Source organism: Mycobacterium novum (assembly GCF_010726505.1).
GTDB classification, from domain to species: Bacteria; Actinomycetota; Actinomycetes; order Mycobacteriales; family Mycobacteriaceae; genus Mycobacterium; species Mycobacterium algericum.
The window spans coordinates 65,767-85,269 of record NZ_AP022562.1; the positions used below are offsets into that span (position 1 = coordinate 65,767).

At 68.0% G+C, this 19,503-nt stretch carries 22 protein-coding genes and 1 pseudogene; 9 read left to right on the plus strand and 14 right to left on the minus strand.

The window, feature by feature from the left end:
• Positions 1-36 precede the first annotated feature (36 nt).
• Positions 37-576, plus strand: a complete 540-nt coding sequence (locus tag G6N19_RS00285) for a DUF402 domain-containing protein (protein WP_013828744.1) — start codon at positions 37-39, stop codon at positions 574-576.
• 44 nt (positions 577-620) lie between these two features.
• Positions 621-1,043: a hypothetical protein gene (locus G6N19_RS00290; RefSeq protein ID WP_013828743.1), complete on the plus strand. Its 423-nt coding sequence runs from the start codon at positions 621-623 to the stop codon at positions 1,041-1,043.
• A gap of 43 nt (positions 1,044-1,086) precedes the next feature.
• Here the strand turns inward: G6N19_RS00290 and coaE are convergent, their stop codons facing one another.
• Together coaE and rpsA are read right to left on the minus strand one after the other, a co-directional pair.
• Complete coding sequence (gene coaE, locus G6N19_RS00295; RefSeq protein WP_013828742.1) at positions 1,087-2,208, minus strand: dephospho-CoA kinase; 1,122 nt, start codon at positions 2,206-2,208, stop codon at positions 1,087-1,089.
• Positions 2,209-2,224: 16 nt separating this feature from the next.
• Positions 2,225-3,664 carry a 30S ribosomal protein S1 gene (gene rpsA, locus G6N19_RS00300; protein ID WP_013828741.1) on the minus strand — a complete coding sequence of 480 codons (1,440 nt, stop codon included), beginning with the start codon at positions 3,662-3,664 and terminating at the stop codon, positions 2,225-2,227.
• A gap of 163 nt (positions 3,665-3,827) precedes the next feature.
• Between rpsA and G6N19_RS00305 the strand changes: the two genes are divergently transcribed.
• On the plus strand, positions 3,828-4,964 hold the full coding sequence (locus tag G6N19_RS00305; protein ID WP_408632456.1) for a PrsW family intramembrane metalloprotease: 1,137 nt from the start codon (positions 3,828-3,830) through the stop codon (positions 4,962-4,964).
• Between the two features lie 30 nt (positions 4,965-4,994).
• On the opposite strand, the gene G6N19_RS00310 is transcribed toward G6N19_RS00305, so the two are convergent.
• Both G6N19_RS00310 and polA read right to left on the minus strand, forming a co-directional pair.
• Positions 4,995-5,435 carry a hypothetical protein gene (locus tag G6N19_RS00310; RefSeq protein WP_193465550.1) on the minus strand — a complete coding sequence of 147 codons (441 nt, stop codon included), beginning with the start codon at positions 5,433-5,435 and terminating at the stop codon, positions 4,995-4,997.
• 114 nt (positions 5,436-5,549) lie between these two features.
• On the minus strand, positions 5,550-8,288 hold the full coding sequence (polA, locus tag G6N19_RS00315; RefSeq protein WP_193465551.1) for a DNA polymerase I: 2,739 nt from the start codon (positions 8,286-8,288) through the stop codon (positions 5,550-5,552).
• A 96-nt stretch (positions 8,289-8,384) separates the two neighbouring features.
• Between polA and G6N19_RS00320 the strand changes: the two genes are divergently transcribed.
• Entirely contained in the window at positions 8,385-8,828 is a 444-nt protein-coding gene (locus tag G6N19_RS00320; protein WP_083038228.1) for a Zn-ribbon domain-containing OB-fold protein, read from the plus strand.
• Positions 8,825-10,027 (plus strand): lipid-transfer protein, encoded by a 1,203-nt coding sequence (locus G6N19_RS00325; protein ID WP_083038134.1) that lies wholly within the window; start codon positions 8,825-8,827, stop codon positions 10,025-10,027. The genes G6N19_RS00320 and G6N19_RS00325 overlap by 4 nt, the downstream gene beginning before the upstream one ends.
• An 86-nt stretch (positions 10,028-10,113) precedes the next feature.
• Here G6N19_RS00325 and G6N19_RS00330 read toward each other — a convergent pair whose 3' ends face one another.
• Together G6N19_RS00330 and G6N19_RS00335 are read right to left on the minus strand one after the other, a co-directional pair.
• Positions 10,114-10,545: a type II toxin-antitoxin system VapC family toxin gene (locus G6N19_RS00330; protein WP_013828735.1), complete on the minus strand. Its 432-nt coding sequence runs from the start codon at positions 10,543-10,545 to the stop codon at positions 10,114-10,116.
• Between the two features lie 6 nt (positions 10,546-10,551).
• Positions 10,552-10,803: a hypothetical protein gene (locus tag G6N19_RS00335; RefSeq protein ID WP_013828734.1), complete on the minus strand. Its 252-nt coding sequence runs from the start codon at positions 10,801-10,803 to the stop codon at positions 10,552-10,554.
• Positions 10,804-10,845: 42 nt separating this feature from the next.
• Here G6N19_RS00335 and G6N19_RS00340 point away from each other — a divergent pair, with 42 nt between their 5' ends.
• The gene (locus G6N19_RS00340) at positions 10,846-11,082 is read left to right on the plus strand and encodes a DUF167 domain-containing protein (RefSeq protein ID WP_013828733.1); all 237 of its coding nucleotides are present in this window, start codon (positions 10,846-10,848) and stop codon (positions 11,080-11,082) included.
• 8 nt (positions 11,083-11,090) lie between these two features.
• Here the strand turns inward: G6N19_RS00340 and prcA are convergent, their stop codons facing one another.
• Genes prcA through G6N19_RS00355 form a run of 3 tightly spaced genes read right to left on the minus strand, consistent with a single transcriptional unit; the run spans position 11,091 to position 12,909 of the window.
• A complete protein-coding gene (prcA, locus tag G6N19_RS00345) occupies positions 11,091-11,837 on the minus strand; it encodes a proteasome subunit alpha (RefSeq protein WP_013828732.1) in 747 nt (248 codons plus the stop codon).
• Positions 11,834-12,718, minus strand: coding sequence for a proteasome subunit beta (prcB, locus tag G6N19_RS00350; protein WP_193465552.1), 885 nt, complete (start codon positions 12,716-12,718; stop codon positions 11,834-11,836). The genes prcA and prcB overlap by 4 nt, the downstream gene beginning before the upstream one ends.
• Entirely contained in the window at positions 12,715-12,909 is a 195-nt protein-coding gene (locus G6N19_RS00355) for a ubiquitin-like protein Pup (protein ID WP_013828730.1), read from the minus strand. The genes prcB and G6N19_RS00355 overlap by 4 nt, the downstream gene beginning before the upstream one ends.
• A gap of 187 nt (positions 12,910-13,096) precedes the next feature.
• Here G6N19_RS00355 and G6N19_RS00360 point away from each other — a divergent pair, with 187 nt between their 5' ends.
• Together G6N19_RS00360 and G6N19_RS00365 are read left to right on the plus strand one after the other, a co-directional pair.
• A complete protein-coding gene (locus G6N19_RS00360; RefSeq protein ID WP_013828729.1) occupies positions 13,097-13,351 on the plus strand; it encodes a FitA-like ribbon-helix-helix domain-containing protein in 255 nt (84 codons plus the stop codon).
• The gene (locus G6N19_RS00365; protein ID WP_013828728.1) at positions 13,348-13,737 is read left to right on the plus strand and encodes a type II toxin-antitoxin system VapC family toxin; all 390 of its coding nucleotides are present in this window, start codon (positions 13,348-13,350) and stop codon (positions 13,735-13,737) included. Before G6N19_RS00360 ends, G6N19_RS00365 begins: the two co-directional genes overlap by 4 nt.
• Positions 13,738-13,791: 54 nt before the next feature.
• Here G6N19_RS00365 and dop read toward each other — a convergent pair whose 3' ends face one another.
• The 4 genes and pseudogenes from dop to G6N19_RS00385 form a co-directional block, all read right to left on the minus strand.
• Positions 13,792-15,300 (minus strand): depupylase/deamidase Dop, encoded by a 1,509-nt coding sequence (gene dop, locus G6N19_RS00370; protein ID WP_013828727.1) that lies wholly within the window; start codon positions 15,298-15,300, stop codon positions 13,792-13,794.
• A gap of 30 nt (positions 15,301-15,330) precedes the next feature.
• A pseudogene (locus G6N19_RS00375) lies at positions 15,331-15,996 on the minus strand (DUF2293 domain-containing protein); the annotation flags it as partial.
• A complete protein-coding gene (locus G6N19_RS00380) occupies positions 15,996-16,163 on the minus strand; it encodes a hypothetical protein (RefSeq protein ID WP_158019458.1) in 168 nt (55 codons plus the stop codon). The pseudogene G6N19_RS00375 and the gene G6N19_RS00380, both read right to left, overlap by 1 nt.
• Before the next feature lie 93 nt (positions 16,164-16,256).
• Positions 16,257-16,877 (minus strand): TetR/AcrR family transcriptional regulator, encoded by a 621-nt coding sequence (locus G6N19_RS00385; protein ID WP_193465553.1) that lies wholly within the window; start codon positions 16,875-16,877, stop codon positions 16,257-16,259.
• Positions 16,878-17,001: 124 nt separating this feature from the next.
• Between G6N19_RS00385 and G6N19_RS00390 the strand changes: the two genes are divergently transcribed.
• The gene (locus G6N19_RS00390; RefSeq protein WP_193465554.1) at positions 17,002-17,421 is read left to right on the plus strand and encodes a hypothetical protein; all 420 of its coding nucleotides are present in this window, start codon (positions 17,002-17,004) and stop codon (positions 17,419-17,421) included.
• Positions 17,422-17,527: 106 nt separating this feature from the next.
• Here G6N19_RS00390 and arc read toward each other — a convergent pair whose 3' ends face one another.
• On the minus strand, positions 17,528-19,351 hold the full coding sequence (gene arc, locus G6N19_RS00395; RefSeq protein ID WP_083038229.1) for a proteasome ATPase: 1,824 nt from the start codon (positions 19,349-19,351) through the stop codon (positions 17,528-17,530).
• Between the last annotated feature and the right edge of the window lie 152 nt (positions 19,352-19,503).

A 19,503-nucleotide genomic window follows, 5' to 3' on the forward strand; every position in this document is an offset into this window, starting at 1 on the left:
GGGGGACACGCACGTTGGCGGCAAGAAGGAGGCACGGTGCATCCGCCCAAGCACGAGACTTTTGACCTGGTCGCGAACACCAACACCGACCCGAAAGGGGTGGTGCGCGCCGTCGACGTCTACACCGTGCAGCCGTGGGGTCTCTACCTGGCCCGACCCACCCCGGGACGCGCCCAGTTCCGCTACCTGGAGTCGTGGCTGCTACCCGAGCTGGGGCTGCGCGCGACGATCTTCCACTTCAACCCGGGCCACGAACGCGACCAGGACTTCTACCTCGACGTCGGCGACTACACCCCGGGACCGGAGCAGTGGCGCTCCCGGGACCACTATCTGGACCTGGTGGTGCGCACCGGCCGCGGCGTCGAGCTCACCGACGTCGACGAGTTGATGGTCGCCGTGCGGGAGGGCCTGCTCACCCAGGACGACGCCGAGCGGGCGGTGATGCGGGCGGTCGCCGCCATCGACGGCCTGGCCGGCAACGGCTACGACCTGCAGCGCTGGCTGACCGGCCTGGGAATGCCGGTGTCCTGGCCGGTCAGCGACGGTCTCACCGGGTCGCCGCCGGGAGCGCCCTAGTCAACCGCGACAGCGCCGGCCGTTGGTTAGGTAATCTCGAGAAGATGAACGCCAACCTGCGAATCGGTGTCGCCACCGCGACGACCGCGGCCCTGTTGGGGTGCGGTCAGCTGATCCCGGCGACGGCCGCAGCCGACGAGCTGCACAACGTCACCTACATCGCGCGGGTCGACGCGTGGACCACCGGCAGCGTGGTCACCTTCATGCTCAACGACTATCAGACCGCCAGCGGTGACATCGACGGCTTCGGGGCGCCGTTCCAGGCCAACGCGGTGCTGTCCGACCCGAGCAAGGCGGGCATGGTGATCCGGCTGCGCTGGCCGTCGTCGGCGAACGTGCACTGCGAGATCCACGTGGATGACATCGTGGCCGTGAAGAGCGACCGCTTCGTCACCACCTGGAAAGACAGCAGCGACCCGCGCAACGGCGCGATGCTCTGCGGCGCGCTGATCAGCAGTATGGCCTGACCTGGCGGGGATCGCGAGCTCGGCGGGTCACCGCCATCGGCGCTTAGTAGGGACGCCAGCCGGTGTCGTCGGCCCACGCCCATGCCCGCCGGTAGGCGCCTTCGTCGAGATCGTCGGCGTCGGCGAGACGCTCTTCCGGGTTGGCCGCCAGCCAAGCCGGAACCAGCAGGGCGAACCGCTGGTTGGGCCGGCCGTCCACCCGCAGCTGGATGCGGGTGGGCCGTCCCGGGTCAGCGGAAGCGTGAAACCGCTTCTCCCACAACGCTGGATCGTCGTCGGTGAGCGCGCTGTCGGCGGTGACCCCCTCGACCCGGGGGTAGCCGGCCGCCAGCAGCGGCTCGGCGAGCTCGTCGGCTACCGCCAGGGATTCCACGGTCACCTGCATGTCGATGACGTCGCGGGCGTCGCGCCCGGCCACCGCGGTGTCGCCGACGTGGTCGATGCGCAGCGCCCGGTGCCCGCAGGCGGTCTGCAGCCGGGCGATGATGCGCTGCGCCTGATCCGGCCAGGTCGGGTCGGCCGGCACCGGCTGGGACGGCGGCGACACGGTGCGGCGGGCCGCCAGGTTGTGGGCGAACGGCTCGATGCGCTGCTGCCACAACTGCAGCGCCTGGTCCGCCAGATCGTCGGGATCCCCGGAGTTGTCCAGCCAGACGTCGGCGACCGCCCGGCGCTGCGGCTCGGTGGCCTGTGCGGCCACGCGGGCGCGCGCATCCGCCTCGGGCATGCCGCGGTGGGTGCGGAGTCGGGTTACTCGCGTCTCGACGTCCGCGTGCACCACGATCACCAGCGGGAACATCGGCGCCATCTGCGACTCGACCAGCAGCGGGATGTCCTCGACGATGATCGCATCCTCGCCTGCCGCGGCGATCAGCTCGCTGCGGCGCCGCGCCACCAGCGGGTGCACGATGCCGTTGAGGGTCGCCCGCTTGTCGTCGTCGCTGAAGGCGATCGCGGCCAGCGCCGGGCGGTCCAGGGCGCCGTCGGGCAACAGGATCCCCGGCCCGAAGGCCTCGACCAGTGCGGCCAGGCCTTCGGTGCCGGGTTCGACGACTTCACGGGCGATGACGTCGCCGTCGACGACGACGGCGCCGAACCGGCTGAAGGTGGCCGACACCGTCGACTTGCCGGCGCCGATCCCGCCGGTCAGCCCGATACGCAGCATCTGCGTTGCCGCGTGCCTAGGCGCTGTTACCGGCGAGCTTCTCCCGCAGCGCCGCGAGCTGCTCGTCGCTGGCCAGCGAGCCGCCGGCCGGTGCCTCGTCGCGGTGCGACCCGTTGGCACCCGAGCGGGGCTCGGCGTGCTCGGCGGCGGCGAACTTCTCGATCTGCGCGGTGTGCATCTTGTGCCGGCGCTCGGCCTCGGCGTAGCGGGCCTCCCACTCGGCGCGCTGCTTGTCGAAACCCTCGATCCACTCGTTGGTCTCGGCGTCGAAGCCCTCGGGGAAGATGTAGTTGCCCTGCTCGTCGTAGCTGTCGGCCATGCCGTACTTCGAGGGGTCGAACTCCTCGGTGTAGTCCTCGTTGGCCTGCTTGAGGCTCAGCGAGATGCGGCGGCGGTCCAGGTCGATGTCGATGACCTTGACCATGGCGTCGTCGCCGACCGCGACCACCTGGTCGGGCACCTCGACGTGCTGTTCAGCCAGCTCGGAGATGTGCACCAGGCCCTCGATGCCCTCCTCGACGCGGACGAACGCGCCGAACGGCACCAGCTTGGTGACCTTGCCCGGCACGATCTGGCCGATCGCGTGGGTGCGGGCGAAGTGCCGCCACGGGTCTTCCTGGGTGGCCTTGAGCGACAACGAAACCCGCTCGCGGTCCATGTCGACGTCGAGCACCTCGACGGTGACCTCGTCGCCCACCTGAACCACCTCGGACGGGTGGTCGATGTGCTTCCAGGACAGCTCGGAGACGTGCACCAGGCCGTCCACCCCGCCCAGGTCGACGAACGCGCCGAAGTTGACGATCGAGGACACCACGCCCTTGCGGACGGCGCCCTTCTGCAGCTGGTTGAGGAACTCGCTGCGCACCTCGGACTGGGTCTGCTCCAGCCAGGCGCGGCGGCTCAGCACCACGTTGTTGCGGTTCTTGTCCAGCTCGATGATCTTGGCTTCGATCTCGCGACCGATGTAGGGCTGCAGGTCACGGACCCGGCGCATCTCCACCAGCGAGGCGGGCAGGAAGCCGCGCAGCCCGATGTCGAGGATCAGGCCGCCCTTGACGACCTCGATGACGGTGCCCTTGACGGCCTCGTCCTTCTCCTTGAGCTCTTCGATCGTGCCCCAGGCGCGCTCGTACTGGGCGCGCTTCTTGGACAGGATCAGCCGGCCCTCTTTGTCCTCCTTGGTCAGGACCAGGGCCTCGACCTCGTCACCGACGGACACCACCTCGTGGGGGTCGACGTCGTGCTTGATGGACAGCTCGCGGCTGGGAATGACGCCTTCGGTCTTGTAGCCGATGTCGAGCAGGACCTCGTCCCGGTCAACCTTGACGATCGTCCCTTCCACGATGTCGCCATCGTTGAAGTACTTGATCGTTTTGTCGATGGCGGCGAGAAAATCCTCGGCCGAGCCGATGTCGTTGACGGCTACTTGCGGCGAGGTGACGGTGGGACTTGGCATGTGTTGGGTTGCTCCGGACAAGTTGTGGTCGTAGGGACAGGTGATATCACGCATGCCAGGCATGCGGTGGCCGACGACCCTGCTAGAACTGGCCGAGGACTACCTGTCGAGGCTACTCGACGCGTTGCACGCTGGACAAACCGGTGGTCTACGCTGCGTCGCTATGCCCCAGATGCGGAACCGCCGCAAGGTCGGAGCGCCGCTGTACGTCATCGTCCTGCTCAGCGTCCTCACCGCGTTGCTGCTGCTGTTCTTCACCGCGGCCAACCCGGCCGGCACCCTCACCGCGCTGGTGCTGGCCAGCATGTCAATGCTGGTGGTGCTGCTCTGCTACCGCTGGCTGGACCGCTGGGAACCCGAACCACGCCGGTTGCTGCAGCTGGCCTTCCTGTGGGGCGCGTCGGTCGCCGTGGTGCTGGCGGTGGGGCTGGAGACGTTCGGCTCCTCGGTGGCCACGGTGCGGCCGCTGGTGTCGAAGACCTTCGACATGGCCGCGATCCAGGCGCCGTTCATCGAGGAGGCCGCCAAGGGGCTGTTCCTGCTGATCATGCTGACCGGCCGCCGGCGCCATGAGCTCAACTCGCTGACCGACTGCATGGTCTACGCGGGCGTAGCGGCGGTGGGATTCGCCTGGATGGAGGACATCGTCTACATCGCGCCCGCCGACTCGCCGGCCAAGATGGCCGCGGTGGCCATCGCGCGGCTGGTCGTCGGGCCGTTCGCCCACCCGCTGTTCACCACGATGACCGGCATCGGGGTGTTCTTCGCGCTGCGTCGCCGCGGGTTCTGGTCGAAGGCGTTCGTGATCCTGCTCGGGTACCTGGGGGCGGTGGGCATGCACGCCCTGTGGAACGCGTCGCTGGCGATGGGCGGCGCCCGGTACTTCCTGACCACCTACCTGTTCTGGATGGTCCCGGTGTTCCTGCTGATGGTGGTGCTGGGCGCGGTGAGTCGCCGGCACGAGCAACACCTGGTCTCCACCAAGCTGCCCGCCATGGTGATGGGCGGGCTGATCAGCCCGAACGAGGAGACCTGGCTGGGCTCGATCCGGGCGCGCAAGCACGCGATCCGCGAGGCGCGGCGTATCGGCGGCAAGCCCGCCGCCCGCAGCGTCAAGAAGTTCGCCGCCCAGGTGGTCAAGCTGGCGTTCGTGCGGGACCGCATCGACCGCGGCTTCGGTGATCCCGAGGTGTTCGCACTGCAGCACGAGGACGCCCACGGGGTGCTGGCGGCCCGGGCGGCGGCCCCGGTGCTGCAGGTGATGGCCGGCTACCGCTCGCCAGTGCTCGTCCGCCGGTAGCTCCCGCGCAGAAATCCCGGCTCGGGCCACTCAGTGGATGACTCGCAGCTCGTACCGCGCACCTTCGCTGCAGCAGAACCGGACCACTCCCCTGGCCGCGCGGATATCGGCGCTCTCGTCCGCGCAGAAAAAGGGGTCGGTGGGCTGGGCGGCATCAAACCGCTCGAACACGCTGCGAGCTTCGTCGCAGCGTGCGTCATCGCGGACCACCACCAGGTCGAACACCCCGTTGGCGTTGCTGTAGGTGCCACACGGGTGCTCGACGGGCCGGAACTCGGGTTCCGGGGAAGGCGACGCCGCCGGCGCACAGCCTTCCTGGCCCGGGCCGCGGGTGGCCGACCCGCTGCCGTCGGCGACCGGCTCCAACGGAGCGACGATCGGCACCGTGCACGCGTCGTAGCGCTCCGGGCGCAACGGCCGCTCAGGGGCCGCCTGCACCGGCCCAGCCGCCAGCAGGCCGAAGACCAGCACCAAGAGGACTATTCGACCGCGCCGCCCCACAGTGGTACCTCCCGCCGTCAGGTCATCAGTATGTCAGGCCGTCACACCCGATTCGAGAATGAATTTTCCGGTTCGCCACATCGCTCAATGCGCGGCGGCATCCCAACTGCGCCCGTAGCCGACCGCGACCTCGAGCGGGACGCTCAGCTGGTAGGCGCCGCCCATTTGAGTGCGCACCAACTCCTCCAGCTCCTCGCGCTCGCCCTCGGCGACCTCGAACAGCAACTCGTCGTGCACCTGCAGCAGCATCCGCGAGCGCAGGCCGGAAGCCTTCAAGGCCTGGTCGACGTCGATCATCGCCACCTTGATGATGTCGGCCGCACTGCCCTGGATCGGGGCGTTGAGCGCGGCCCGCTCGGCGGACTCGCGGACCTGGCGGTTGCTGCTGTCGAGCTCCGGCAGGTAGCGCCGCCGGCCCAGCACCGTCGAGGTGTAACCGTCCTTGCGGGCCTGCTCGACGACGTCGTGCAGGTAGTCGCGCACCCCGCCGAACCGGTCGAAGTAGGCGTCCATCTGCTCTTTGGCCTCTTCGGTGGAGATCTTGAGCTGCTGAGACAACCCGTAGGAGCTCAGGCCGTAGGCCAAGCCGTAGGACATCGCCTTGACCCGGCGCCGCATGTCCGCGGTCACCTCGCCGATCGGCACGCCGAACGCCCGTGAGCCGACGAACGAGTGCAGGTCCTCGCCGGTGTTGAACGCCTCGATCAGGCCGTCGTCTTTCGACAGATGCGCCATGATGCGCATCTCGATCTGGCTGTAGTCGGCGGTCATCAGCTCGGTGTAGGCCCCGTCGTCGTTTGAGCCGACGACGAAGCCGTTGCGGATCTGCCGGCCTTCCTCGGTGCGGATCGGGATGTTCTGCAGGTTCGGCTCGGTCGAGGAGAGCCGGCCGGTGGCGGCGATGGTCTGATTCAGCGTGGTGTGAATCCGCCCGTCGGAGGCCACCGCCTTGAGCAGCCCGTCGACGGTGACCTTGAGCCGGGTGACGTCGCGGTGGGCCAGCAGGTGTTCCAGGAACGGGTGGCCGGTCTTGTCGAACAGTGACTGCAGCGCGTCGGCGTCGGTGGTGTAGCCGGTCTTGGTCTTCTTGGTCTTGGGCATGCCGAGCTCGTCGAAGAGCACCACCTGCAGCTGTTTGGGCGAACCCAGGTTGATCTGCTTGCCGATCACCGCGTAGGCGGCCTCGGCCGCGTCACGGATCTGGTCGCCGAAGCGGCTCTGCAGCTGTCCGAGGTGGTCGAGGTCGACGGCGATGCCGACGGACTCCATCTCGGCCAGTACCCGCTGCAGCGGCAATTCGATGTCGTCAAGCAGGCCGCCCGAGTCGATGCGGGCCAGTTCGGCATCCAGCGCGTCGGCCAGATCGGTGACGGCGCGGGCCCGCAGGATCGCGGTCTGCACCGCCTGGTCATCGATCCCGTCGGTGTCGTCGAGCAGCGAGAGTTGTTGCTGCTCATCGGATTCGGCACGCAGTTCGCGGCGCAGGTAACGCACCGACAGGTCGTCGAGGCTGAAACTGCGCTGGCCGGGCCGGACCAGGTAGGCGGCCAGCGCGGTGTCGCTGGTGACACCGTCGAGCGTCCAGCCGCGCCCGGCCAGGTCGTGCATGGCCAGCTTCGCCTCGTGCAGCGCCTTGGGTCTAGCCGGGTCGGCCAGCCAGGCGCCCAGCGCCGCCTCGTCGTCGGCGGTCAGGGTGGCGGTGTCGACGTAGCCGCCCTCCCCGTCGGCGGTGGCGATCGCCAAGGCGGTGGCGTCGCTGTCGTAGCTGCGGTGGGTGCCGATCACCGCCAGTCCCGCACGGCGGCCGTCCGCGGCATGCTGTGCCAGCCAGGACGCCACCGTCCCCGGCTCCAGGGCGCCGCCGCGCACCTCGAAGCCCTCCTCCACCTCCGGCTCGGCGGTGGCGAGCGTCTCGAACAGCCGGTCGCGCAGCACCCGGAACTCGAGGTCGTCGAAGAGCTGATGGATCTGTTCGCGGTCCCACGGCAGCAGCCGCAGCGTGTCCGGTGTCTGGGCCAGCGGCACGTTGCGCACCAGGTCGGTGAGCTCCCGGTTGAGGATCACGCTGGACAGGTTGGCGCGCAACGCATCTCCGACCTTGCCCTTGACGGTGTCGACCTTGTCGACCAGTCCTTCCAGGGAGCCGTACTCGGCGATCCATTTGGTGGCGGTCTTCTCCCCCACCCCGGGGATGCCCGGCAGGTTGTCGCTCGGGTCACCGCGCAGCGCCGCGAAATCCGGGTACTGCGCCGGGGTCAGGCCGTACTTCTCCAGCACGGCGTCGGGGGTGAACCGGGTCAGCTCGCTGACCCCCTTGCGGGGGTAGAGCACGGTCACGTTGTCGTTGACCAGTTGCAGTGCGTCGCGGTCGCCGGTGACCACCAGCACCCGGTAGCCCTCGCCGTCGGCCTGGGTGGCCAGCGTGGCGATCAGGTCGTCGGCCTCATAGCCGGGCTCGGACAAGGTGGTGATCCCCAGCGCATTGAGGACCTCCTTGGTGATGTCGATCTGGCCGCGGAACTCGTCGGGCGTCGACGAGCGGGTGGCCTTGTATTCCGGGTAGCGCTCGGAGCGGAACGTCTGCCGTGACACGTCGAACGCGGCGGCGACGTGGCTGGGTGTCTCGTCGCGCAGCAGGTTGATCAACATGGCGGTGAATCCGTAGACGGCGTTGGTGGTCAGGCCGCTGCGGGTCTTGAAGTTCTCCGCGGGAAGGGCGTAGAAGGCCCGGTAGGCCAGCGAGTTTCCGTCCAGCAGCAACAGCGTCGGTTTGGTCTGGGTTTCTTGCGCAGCGTCGGTCGGGGCGGTCTTGGCTGAGCTCACGGAGACAACTCTATGCACCCGGTGGGCGCGGCCGTCGGCGCCGGCGGAATTGCAACACGTTTCAGTTTTGCGGTCGTGGTTCGGTACGCTGACCTGGTGCCAGATGTAGCCTCGCAGCCGGCCATCGACGGGTGGTACGCCACCGACGACGCCGGCCTCCCCCACCTGATCGGCGCCAAATGCCCGCAGTGCGGCACCTATGTGTTCCCGCCGCGTGAGAACAACTGCCCCAGCCCCGCCTGCGACGGCGATGTGCTCGAACCCGTCGCGCTGTCGCGGCGCGGCACCATCTGGAGCTACACCGAGAACCGGTACCTGCCGCCGGCGCCGTACCCGCCGAGCGAGCCGTTCGAGCCGTTCGCGATCGCCGCGGTGGAGCTGGCCGACGAAGGCCTGATCGTGCTGGGCAAGGTCGTCGAGGGAACGCTGGCCGCGGACCTGAAGGTCGGGATGGAGATGGAGCTGACCACCATGCCGCTCTACACCGACGACGACGGCGTGACGCGCACCGTCTATGCGTGGAAGAAGGTGGGCGCATGAGCACTCCCGAGCCGCTCTACATCCTGGGTGCGGGCATGCACCCGTGGGGCAAGTGGGGCCGTGACTTCACCGAGTACGGCGTGGTCGCCGCCCGCGCCGCGCTGGCCGACGCCGGCCTGGACTGGCGCCAGATCCAGCTGGTCGCCGGCGCGGACACCATCCGCAACGGCTATCCCGGTTTCATCGCCGGTTCGACGTTCGCCCAGAAGCTGGGCTGGAACGGCGTTCCGGTGTCGTCGAGCTATGCCGCCTGCGCGTCGGGTTCGCAGGCGCTGCAGAGCGCCCGCGCCCAGATCCTGGCCGGGTTCTGCGACGTCGCGCTGGTGATCGGCGCCGACACCACCCCCAAGGGCGCGTTCGCCCCGGTCGGCGGTGAGCGCAAAAACGACCCGGACTGGCAGCGGTTCCACCTGATCGGCGCGATGAACCCGGTGTACTTCGCGCTGCTGGCGCGCCGCCGGATGGACCTCTACGGCGCCACCTCCGAGGACTTCGCGAGCGTGAAGGTGAAGAACTCCCGGCACGGCTTGTCCAATCCGAATGCCCGCTACCGCAAGGAGTCCGCGGTCGAAGACGTGCTGGCCAGCCCGGTGGTCTCCGACCCGCTGCGCCAGCTCGACATCTGCGCCACCTCCGACGGCGCGGCGGCGCTGATCGTGGCCAGCGCGGAGTTCGCGCGCAAGCACCTGGGGTCGCTCGACGGCGTGCCGTCGGTGCGGGCGGTGTCAACCGTCACCCCGCAGTACCCGCAGCACTTGCCCGAATTGCCGGACATCGCAACGGATTCCACCGCGGTGGTGGCCGCGCCGGAGCGGGTGTTCAAGGACCAGATCCTGGACGCGGCTTACGCCGAGGCCGGTATCGGGCCGGAGGACGTCAGCCTGGCCGAGGTCTACGACCTGTCCACCGCACTGGAGCTGGACTGGTATGAGCACCTGGGCCTGTGCCCCAAGGGCGAGGGCGAGCAGCTGCTGCGCAGCGGCGCCACCACGATCGGTGGTCGCGTCCCGGTGAACCCGTCCGGCGGGCTGGCCTGCTTCGGTGAGGCGATCCCGGCGCAGGCCATCGCCCAGGTGTGCGAGCTGACCTGGCAGCTGCGCGGCACCGCTACCGGCCGGCAGGTCGAGGGCGCCACCGTGGGTGTGACCGCCAATCAGGGGCTGTTCGGGCACGGCTCGTCGGTGATCGTCGCCCGCTAGCGATCGCCATTCGCGCGAGCGTGCGTGTCCCCCATCGACACGCCGACGTTTGGGCCGGATTTACGCACCTTCGCGGTAGGCCTCGCCTACGCCAGGTCGTCGGGCCGATCCCAACGGATCCCGAATCGGCCGAAATCCGCGTCGTAGGAAACGATTCCGCCGCGGTGCTCGATGGCGAGCGCCGCCAGGTGCGCGTCGTTCACCAGGTTTCCCCCGGCGCCGACGCGGGCGAGCAGCCCGGTCAGGATGTCGGCATGTCGAGGCGTGGGATTGACGACTACCGCACTAGATGCCGCGGTCCACTCGGCCACCCGGTCCACCGCGTCCTCCGGCCGCAGCGGATGGGGAAACAAACCCTCCTTGGTGGAGAGCCGGACGAACGCCAGTAGCGGAACCCAGGCGAAGCCAACCGTGTCCGCTCCGGACAGCGCACGGTCGAGCCAGCGCAGCGAGGCGTCATGGTGCTCTGCGGCAGTGTTCACCGCATAGAGCAACACATTGGCGTCGACGATCTTCATGGTCTGCTAGGCACCGCGGCGTTGCCGGCGGATCAGCTCTTCGTCCTCCAGATCCGCAGCAAGCTGCAGTGCCCTGTCCAGATTGACCGACGGGACCCCGAGATCAGCGGTCCGGGTCTGGAATTGCGGTGTTGCGCGGCCGGCCGATCCGTCGCGGATCGCCTCGTTGAGCGCCTGCTTGAACGACAGCTGACGTTCTGCCATCCGGCGACGAATCAACTGCTCGACGTCATCATCCAATGTCACGGTGGTGCGCATATGACAGCATAGCATCAAACCTATTGATAGCATGCTGTCATCATGTCTCAAAGTGAAACCGTCGTCGTCAAGGTCAAACCCGGCAGCCGCAAAGGCCCGCTGGTGGAGACCGACGACGACGGCCAGCTGACGGTCTACGTGCGCGAGCCGGCCGTCGACGGGAAAGCCAATGCAGCGGTGATCCGGCTGCTGGCGCAGTATTTCGAGGTGCCGCGCAGCCGCGTCGAGCTGGCTTCGGGAGCAGCGGCGCGGGTCAAGCGCTTCCGGATCGGCCGGTAGCCGTCACCCTAGCCGGAAGCGTTGCCGGAGTTCTCCCCCGACGAATCTGCCTGCGGCAACAGTTCTTCCAGCGTCGACCGGGCGATACGGCGAAATGCCCGCTTGGGCCGGTTGGCGTCGAGGATGGCCACCTCGAGTGTTCCCGGACCCAGCTCACGCTGCTCGGCACCGTTGCCGGTGTCGGTCTGCTTGAGCGCGTTGACCGCGATGTGCAGTGCGTCGGCAAGCTCGGCGTTCTCGGTGTAGGACTCCTTGAGCGCGGCGATCACCGGCTCGGTGGTGCCACCCATCACCACGAAGTGCGGCTCGTCGGTGATCGACCCGTCGTAGGTGATCCGGTACAGCTCAGGGGCTTTGGTCTGACCCTGGTAGGCCACCCCGGCCACGCACAACTCGACCTCATACGGCTTGGCCTGCTCGGTGAAGATCGTTCCCAGGGTCTGCGCGTAGACGTTGGCCAACTGGCGCGCGGTCACGTCGCGGCGGTCGTAGGCGTAGCCACGGGTGTCGGCGAACTGGATGCCACCGCGGCGTAGGTTCTCGAACTCGTTGATCCGTCCGGCGGCGGCGAACCCGACCCGATCATAGAGTTCGCTGATCTTCTGCAGTGAGCGCGAAGGGTTCTCGGCGACGAACAGCACGCCGTCGGCGTAGGCCAGTGCGATCACGCCGCGGCCGCGGGCGATGCCCTTGCGCGCGAGCTCACCGCGCTCACGCATCGCCTGCTCGGGCGAGATGAAGTACGGGAAGCTCATTTCTTACCCCGCTTGGTCTTCGCTGCCGAATCCCCTCCGCGAGTTCGGCTCTCGATGATCTCACGGGCCAGTTCGGCAATCCGCGACTCGGGGACATCAACGGCGCCGTCAGCGTCGATGGACACCGCCGTCGGGTAGATGCCGCGCACCAGGTCCGGTCCGCCGGTGGCCGAATCGTCGTCGGCGGCGTCGTACAGCGCCTCGACCGCCACTCGCAACGCCGAATCCGCATCGGCCACCTGCGCGTACAGCTTCTTCATCGACGACTTGGCGAACAGCGAACCGGAGCCCACCGCCTGGTAGCCCTCCTCCTCGACGTTCCAGCCGCCGGCCGCGTCGAACGACACGATGCGCCCGGCATGCTGCCCGTCGGGATCGTCGATGTCGTAGGCCACCAGCAGCGGCAGCGCCAGCAACCCCTGCATCGCCGCACCGAGGTTGCCGCGCACCATGATCGCCAGCCGGTTCACCTTCCCGGCGAACGTCAGCGGCACCCCTTCGAGCTTCTCGTAGTGCTCCAGTTCGACGGCGTAGAGCCGGGCGAACTCGACCGCGATCGCGGCGGTGCCGGCGATGCCGGTGGCGGTGTAGTCGTCGGTAATGTAGACCTTCTGCACGTCGCGCCCGGCGATCATGTTGCCCTGCGTGGAACGCCGGTCGCCGGCCATCACCACGCCGCCCGGGTATTTCAGTGCGACGATCGTGGTGCCGTGCGGCAGCTCAGCCCCGGCGCCGGAGGTCAGACTCGCGTTTCCCGTCGGCAACAGATCCGGTGCCTGGCGGCGCAGGAAATCCGAGAACGACGACAGGTCTACCGGGCTGGACGGCATCCCGGGAAGTGCGGAATTGACAGGAAGGCGATCATGGAACGGCCAGCTCACTGGCCGCCCTTTTGGACGTACGCGCGCACGAAGTCCTCTGCGTTCTCTTCCAGCACGTCGTCGATCTCGTCGAGCAGGTCGTCGGTCTCGCCGGTCAGCTTCTCGCGACGCTCCTGGCCGGCCGCCGCGGGACCGGTGGGATCGTCCTCATCGCCACCGCCACCGCCACGTTTGGTCTGCTCTTGAGCCATCGCTGCCTCCTGCATCTCCATCGACCCACGCATGACGTGCAGGCCGGTTTCTCCACCCTACCGGTCCGTGCCGGTGTTGCCCCGGGTGTATTGCGTGTCGAACGACTCCGCACAAGTGTGGGGAACGACCCCGGCGAAACGTCGTCAATGAATAGAGAATGTATGGTTATTGATATAGACTGTATGCATGAGTTCGCTACTTCAGATCCGCAATGTTCCCGACGCGGTTCGTCGGGAACTCAAGGCGCGGGCGGCCATACAGGGCCAGTCACTGAACGCCTACCTGCTCGACCTGATCAGCCGGGAAGTGAACCGCCCCACAGTCGCCGAAGTCCTGCAGCGCGCCGCGCAACGCGCCGAGCATGCCAGCGGGTCGGCGATCGATGTAGTCGACGCCGACCGAATCGAGCGGGATGCGCAATTGGCCGGCCCCCGCAGATGATCGTCGTCGATGCCGCAGCGCTCGTCGACGCGCTCACCGGCGTCGACGGCACCGACGAACTGCGCAGTGAACTCGCCGACGAGGAACTACATGCCCCGGCGTTGTTGGACTTCGAAGTCGTCTCCGCGTTGCGTGGCCTGACCCGCGGCGGGCAGCTCAGCGCGGCACGGGCGCACGACGCCCTGGCCGACTTCGATGCGCTGGCCATCCGGCGGTGGCCCGGTAGCGCGGAACTTCGGCTGCGGGCGTTCACGCTGCGCGACAATCTGACGGCCTACGACGCGGCTTATGTGGCGCTCGCCGAGGCGTTGGAATGCGCTGTGCTGACCCGTGACCGGCGACTGGCGCGCTCGGGTGGTCACAGCGTAGAGATCCGTGTCCGCTGACGACCCCGCGGCGGACGGTGAAAGCTACGACGCCGTCGCCGATTTCACGAACGTCTACGTAGTGAGTTGTTCGACCAGTTCAGCCGCGCTGTCCACCGAGTCCAGCAGCGCCCCGACGTGGGCTTTGCTGCCGCGCAGCGGCTCCAGGGTCGGAATCCGGACCAGCGATTCCCCGCCCAGGTCGAAGATCACCGAGTCCCAGCTGGCGGCGGCGATGTCGGCGCCGAACCGGCGCAGGCACTCGCCGCGGAAGTAGGCGCGGGTGTCGGTCGGCGGATTGTCGACCGCGTCGAGCACCTGCTGCTCGGTGATCAGCCGCTTCATCGACCCGCGGGCCACCAGCCGGTTGTAGAGGCCCTTGTCGAGGCGGACATCGGAGTACTGCAGATCGATCAGGTGCAACCGCGGCGCCGACCAGCTCAGATTCTCCCGCTGCCGGAAACCCTCCAGCAGCCGCAGCTTGGCCGGCCAGTCCAGCAGGTCCGCGCACTCCATCGGGTCGCGTTCCAGCTGGTCGAGGACCCGGGCCCAGGTCTCGATGATGTCGGTGGCTCGCGCGTCCGGATCGCGCGCATCGACGAGCTTCGCCGCCCGGTCGAGGTAGATCCGTTGCAGCGCAAGGCCGGTCATCTCCCGCCCGTCGGCCAGCGCGACGGTCGCCCGCAGCGTCGGGTCGCGGCTGATCACGTGTACGGCGCGCACCGGGCGGGCCAGCGCGAGATCGCTCAGGTCAATCCCGTGCTCGGGCCCCTCCTCGATGAGATCGAGCACCAGCGCGGTCGTCCCCAGCTTCAGATACGTCGATGTCTCGGCGAGGTTGGCGTCGCCGATGATCACGTGCAGGCGGCGATACTTGTCGGCGTCGGCGTGCGGTTCGTCGCGGGTGTTGATGATGCCGCGTTTCAGCGTCGTCTCCAGCCCCACCTCGACCTCGATGTAGTCGGCGCGCTGCGAGAGCTGGAAGCCCGGTTCGTCGCCGGCCGGGCCCAGACCGACGCGGCCGGAGCCGGTGACCACCTGCCGCGACACGAAAAACGGGGTCAGCCCCGCGATGATCGCCGAGAACGGCGTCTGCCGGCTCATCAGGTAGTTCTCGTGGGTGCCGTAGGAGGCGCCCTTGTTGTCGATGTTGTTCTTGTACAGCTGCAGTTTGGCCGCACCCGGCACGCTGGCCACGTGGCGAGCGGCGGCCTCCATCACCCGCTCGCCGGCCTTGTCCCAGATCACCGCGTCCAGCGGGTCGGTCACCTCGGGTGCGGAGTACTCGGGGTGGGCGTGGTCGACGTAGAGCCGCGCCCCGTTGGTCAGAATCATGTTGGCCGCGCCGACCTCGTCGGCGTCGATGATCGGCGGCGGGCCGCTCGATCGGCTCAGGTCGAATCCGCGGGCGTCGCGCAGCGGTGACTCCACCTCGTAGTCCCAGCGGGTGCGCTTGGCGCGCGGGATTCCGGCGGCAGCGGCGTAGGCCAGCACCGCCTGAGTCGAGGTCAGGATCGGGTTCGCGGTCGGATCCGACGGCGAAGCGATGCCGTATTCGACTTCGGTACCGATGATCCGTTGCATGCCTAGAGCCTAGGCGAGGGGTACGAAGGGCTAACGCAGGTGGCGCGAGCGCCAGTTGGCAAGCACGTCCTCGACATGGTCGTGTACCCGGAGTCGAGCTGCTTCCCGACCCACACCTGCCATCAGCAGCACGTCGTAGTCGGTGTCAGTGTGGCGGACCGAGGCCGCAACCGCCAGCCGAACTGCCTGCGGGTCGAACGCTCGACCCGCGGCGCTTCGCCCCACCCGACCGCTGCCGCGCGTCGCCGCATGACGTGCGATCGCGCCGGCCCGGTCGGCGGGACATCCCGGGAACTGACTACGAATGGCGTCAGCGAATTCGGCGGCGAAACGCTCGTCTTCGTCGCCACGGCGGATAGCGTCGCGCGCTCGGCGCCGTTCGCGCACCTCGGCGTCGGAAAGGCACTCCTGTTCGGCGCGCTCGATCGCCCACGGTTCAACGAGGATGCCTTGGCGTTCATAGCGCTTTCGCGATCGGCTCCAGCGGACTACCACCGCCGAGAGCCGACTGGCCTTCTTCGCGCGTCGGGTCATCGCTGCATCACCCGACGGCAGAAATTCGAGATGGCCCAGGTCTGAGCAGGGCAGGCACAGTGGACCCGCATCTTCCATGATCAGCAGATGGCCGGTGCCCGAACATGACGTACACGCCCATTCTTTGAGCGCGGCGACCACCATGAGGTCCGACGAGCGGTTCACCGGCGATCCGCCATCCAGCTGCGGCGGCGCATCGCCGCCTTACGTGCGGCTTTGGCCAGTTTGCGGTCGGTGAGGTGCTCGCCCAGGACGACGTCGTCAAGCAGCGTGTCCCGGACGGCCGAGGAGGCCGCCTCGTCGTCGAACGGGAAAAACCGTAACCGCATCGAGTCGAGGGTAGCCATGGCCGGGCTCTGCCGTGCACAGTTGTACAGCCATAACGGGCGTGCCGGCGTCACAACCACGAATGCTGGGCGAATCTAGTCGTGGGCGGTCCGCAGGGTGCGGTGGACCATCTCCTTGGCCGCAGCGATGACGGTGTCCGCATCCGGTTCGGCCTGCACCAGGTAGGCGGCGTTCAGCAGGCCATCGACGGCGTAATACAACAGCGCGGCGGTGGTGGGCGGATCGGTCACGGTCGCGGCTCCGGCGGCCACCGCCGCGGCAACGGTGTCGGCGAGCAGCGTGACGACTTTTGCATCGGCCTGGCGCAATTGGCGCAGCCCGTCGCCGGATGCTTGGGAGAACACCGCCCGGTGCAGGGCGGCATTGGCCATGTCGTAGCGGATCATCTGCTCGATCAGCGCATCGAGCGCTGCCGGCCAACCCGGTTCCGGGGCCATCGGTGCGGCGAGTTGGTCTTGCACGGTGTGAAGGAAGGAATCGAGGTAGTCGGCCCACAGCCGCGCCAGCAGGTGGTCTTTGGAATCGAAGTACAGGTAGAACGTTCCCTTGGCGACCTGGGCGGCGGCAGTGATCTTGTCCACCGTCAGCTCGGTCGGCCCGTCGGCCAACAGCAGGCCGCGCGCCACCTCCAACAACTGACTTTCGCGCTGCGCCGCCGGCAGCGTCGTCCGCCGCCGGGACCCCTGCTGCGCCACCGCGCCGCTCCCTTCCCCGGGCGTCGCAGTGCGCGGATCGCACGTTTGACAGCGCCGGAAATCCACCGATACGGTAGCATGACTGACGGTCAGTCAGTAATGGACAAGGCCTGAGGAGGCTCGGATGGCAACAACCCAGACCGCTACCGGCCAGAACCTTTCCGTCGCTGCGCGCCGGCCCGGGCCGCTGCAGGTGATGGCGCTCGGCCGGGTGATCCTCGCTGCGGTATCGCTGGCCGCGCCGCGGCAATTCGCCCGGGCACTCGGCGTGACCCCGTCGCCCGAACTGACCTACCTGACCCGCATCTACGGCGCCCGAGCGTTCGCGATGGGTCTGGGATACCTCACCAGTGGCGCCCGGGAACGCTACCGCTGGAAGCGACTCTCGCTGGCGGTGGACACTATCGACACCGTCAACGGGCTCAGCCACCTGGTGCGCGGCGACCTGCCGCTGCGCGCGTCGCTGGGCATGGTCGCCCTCACCGGCTCGTATGCGGCCATCGGCGCAACCAATGTCGCAGCCGAGGTCGCCACATCGAACTAGTCAGGGGCGCCGGCTGGTTTGTACCTGACGCGAGCGTGCGTACTCCCGGTGATTCTGTCGGCGTATCGACCGGGGACGCGCACGCTCGGCGCGCAAACGGGGACTGCTACAGGTACTGACCGAGGTTGGACTCGGTGTCGATCGCCCGGCTGGCGCTCGACGACTTGCCGGTGACCAGGGTGCGGATGTAGACGATCCGCTCCCCCTTCTTGCCCGAGATCCGTGCCCAGTCATCGGGGTTGGTGGTGTTGGGCAGGTCCTCGTTCTCGGCGAACTCGTCGACGATCGAATCCAGCAGGTGCTGGATGCGCAGACCGGGCTGACCGGTCTCGAGCACCGACTTGATGGCGTTCTTCTTCGCCCGGTCGACGACGTTCTGGATCATCGCCCCGGAGTTGAAGTCCTTGAAGTACATGACTTCCTTGTCACCGTTGGCGTAGGTGACCTCCAGGAACCGGTTGTCGTCGATCTCGGCGTACATCCGGTCGACGACCTTCTCGATCATCGCCTTGATGCACGCGGCACGGTCGCCACCGAACTCGGCCAGGTCGTCGGCGTGCACCGGCAACCCCACGGTGAGGTACTTGGAGAAGATGTCCTGGGCAGCTTCGGCGTCGGGACGCTCGATCTTGATCTTGACGTCGAGCCGGCCGGGCCGCAGGATCGCCGGGTCGATCATGTCCTCGCGGTTGGAGGCGCCGATCACGATGACGTTCTCCAGCCCCTCCACGCCGTCGATCTCACTGAGCAGCTGGGGAACCACCGTGGTCTCCACGTCCGAGGAGACACCGGTGCCACGGGTGCGGAAGATCGAGTCCATCTCATCGAAGAACACGATCACGGGAGTGCCCTCGGACGCCTTCTCCCGGGCCCGCTGGAAGATCAGCCGGATGTGGCGTTCGGTCTCGCCGACGAACTTGTTGAGCAGCTCCGGGCCCTTGATGTTGAGGAAGTACGACTTGGCCTCGTGGGCGTCGTCGCCGCGGACCTCGGCCATCTTCTTGGCCAGCGAGTTGGCCACCGCCTTGGCGATCAGCGTCTTACCGCAGCCGGGCGGGCCGTAGAGCAGCACACCCTTGGGCGGGCGCAGCGCGTACTCGCGGTAGAGCTCCTTGTGCAGGAAGGGCAGCTCCACGGCGTCGCGGATCTGCTCGATCTGGCGGCCCAGGCCCCCGATGTCGCCGTAGCTGACGTCGGGCACCTCCTCGAGCACCAGATCTTCCACCTCGGCCTTGGGGATGCGCTCGAAGGCGTAGCCGGCCTTGGTGTCGACCAGCAGGGAGTCGCCGGGGCGCAGCTTGCGGGGCCGCCGGTCGTCCGAGTCGGAGTCCGGGTTGCGTTCGGGCAGATCCGCCGCGACCAGCGGCTCGGCCAGCCACACGATGCGCTCCTCGTCGGCGTGGCCCACCACCAGCGCCCGGTGGCCGTCGGCCAGCACCTCCCGCAGCGTCGAGATCTCCCCGACCGCCTCGAATGTTGTGGCTTCGACCACCGTCAGCGCCTCGTTGAGCCGTACCGTCTGGCCCTTCTTGAGGGTCACGACCTCGATATTGGGCGAGATGTTCAGCCGCATCCGGCGCCCCGAGGTGAACACGTCGACGGTCTCGTCCTCGTGGGTGGCCAGCAGCACGCCATAACCGCTGGGGGGCTGGCCAAGCCGGTCGACTTCCTCACGCAGCGCCAGCAACTGCTGACGTGCGTCCTTGAGGGTGTCCATCAGCTTGGAGTTGCGCGCGGTCAGCGAGTCGATGTGCGCTTCGAGCTGACGGACGTCACGCCCGACGCGGGCGGTGTCCTGCGGGGCGTTGTCGAGTTGTTCGCGCAGCACAGCGGCCTCGCGGCGCAGCTCCTCCAGCTCGGCCAGGTCGTCGCCGGGCGTGCCGGACCCACTGGAAGCGTCGAAGGCCCCAGAACGCGCCGAGTCTCCCATGTTGTCCATGTTGCGCTCCTTTCCCGAACTGGAAGTTGAAGCGACGGATACCTCAACGCTACCGGCCATTGTGCATTCGCGTGCGCTGTGGCAATCCGACACACCGACAAACGCTGTTAGCCTGGGTGACGATTCAAGCCGTCGAAAGGACC

Bases quoted from the DNA above. Each gene is read 5' to 3' on its own strand.
- G6N19_RS00340 (WP_013828733.1), top strand. From the start codon at position 10,846: ATGTCTCAAAGTGAAACCGTCGTCGTCAAGGTCAAACCCGGCAGCCGC.
- G6N19_RS00305 (WP_408632456.1), top strand. From the start codon at position 3,828: ATGCCCCAGATGCGGAACCGCCGCAAGGTCGGAGCGCCGCTGTACGTC.
- rpsA (WP_013828741.1), bottom strand. From the start codon at position 3,664: ATGCCAAGTCCCACCGTCACCTCGCCGCAAGTAGCCGTCAACGACATC.
- dop (WP_013828727.1), bottom strand. From the start codon at position 15,300: ATGCAACGGATCATCGGTACCGAAGTCGAATACGGCATCGCTTCGCCG.
- G6N19_RS00330 (WP_013828735.1), bottom strand. From the start codon at position 10,545: ATGAAGATCGTCGACGCCAATGTGTTGCTCTATGCGGTGAACACTGCC.
- G6N19_RS00390 (WP_193465554.1), top strand. From the start codon at position 17,002: ATGGCAACAACCCAGACCGCTACCGGCCAGAACCTTTCCGTCGCTGCG.
- coaE (WP_013828742.1), bottom strand. From the start codon at position 2,208: ATGCTGCGTATCGGGCTGACCGGCGGGATCGGCGCCGGCAAGTCGACG.
- G6N19_RS00325 (WP_083038134.1), top strand. From the start codon at position 8,825: ATGAGCACTCCCGAGCCGCTCTACATCCTGGGTGCGGGCATGCACCCG.
- G6N19_RS00380 (WP_158019458.1), bottom strand. From the start codon at position 16,163: ATGCGGTTACGGTTTTTCCCGTTCGACGACGAGGCGGCCTCCTCGGCC.
- G6N19_RS00355 (WP_013828730.1), bottom strand. From the start codon at position 12,909: ATGGCTCAAGAGCAGACCAAACGTGGCGGTGGCGGTGGCGATGAGGAC.
- G6N19_RS00290 (WP_013828743.1), top strand. From the start codon at position 621: ATGAACGCCAACCTGCGAATCGGTGTCGCCACCGCGACGACCGCGGCC.
- G6N19_RS00365 (WP_013828728.1), top strand. From the start codon at position 13,348: ATGATCGTCGTCGATGCCGCAGCGCTCGTCGACGCGCTCACCGGCGTC.
- prcA (WP_013828732.1), bottom strand. From the start codon at position 11,837: ATGAGCTTCCCGTACTTCATCTCGCCCGAGCAGGCGATGCGTGAGCGC.
- G6N19_RS00360 (WP_013828729.1), top strand. From the start codon at position 13,097: ATGAGTTCGCTACTTCAGATCCGCAATGTTCCCGACGCGGTTCGTCGG.
- G6N19_RS00335 (WP_013828734.1), bottom strand. From the start codon at position 10,803: ATGCGCACCACCGTGACATTGGATGATGACGTCGAGCAGTTGATTCGT.
- arc (WP_083038229.1), bottom strand. From the start codon at position 19,351: ATGGGAGACTCGGCGCGTTCTGGGGCCTTCGACGCTTCCAGTGGGTCC.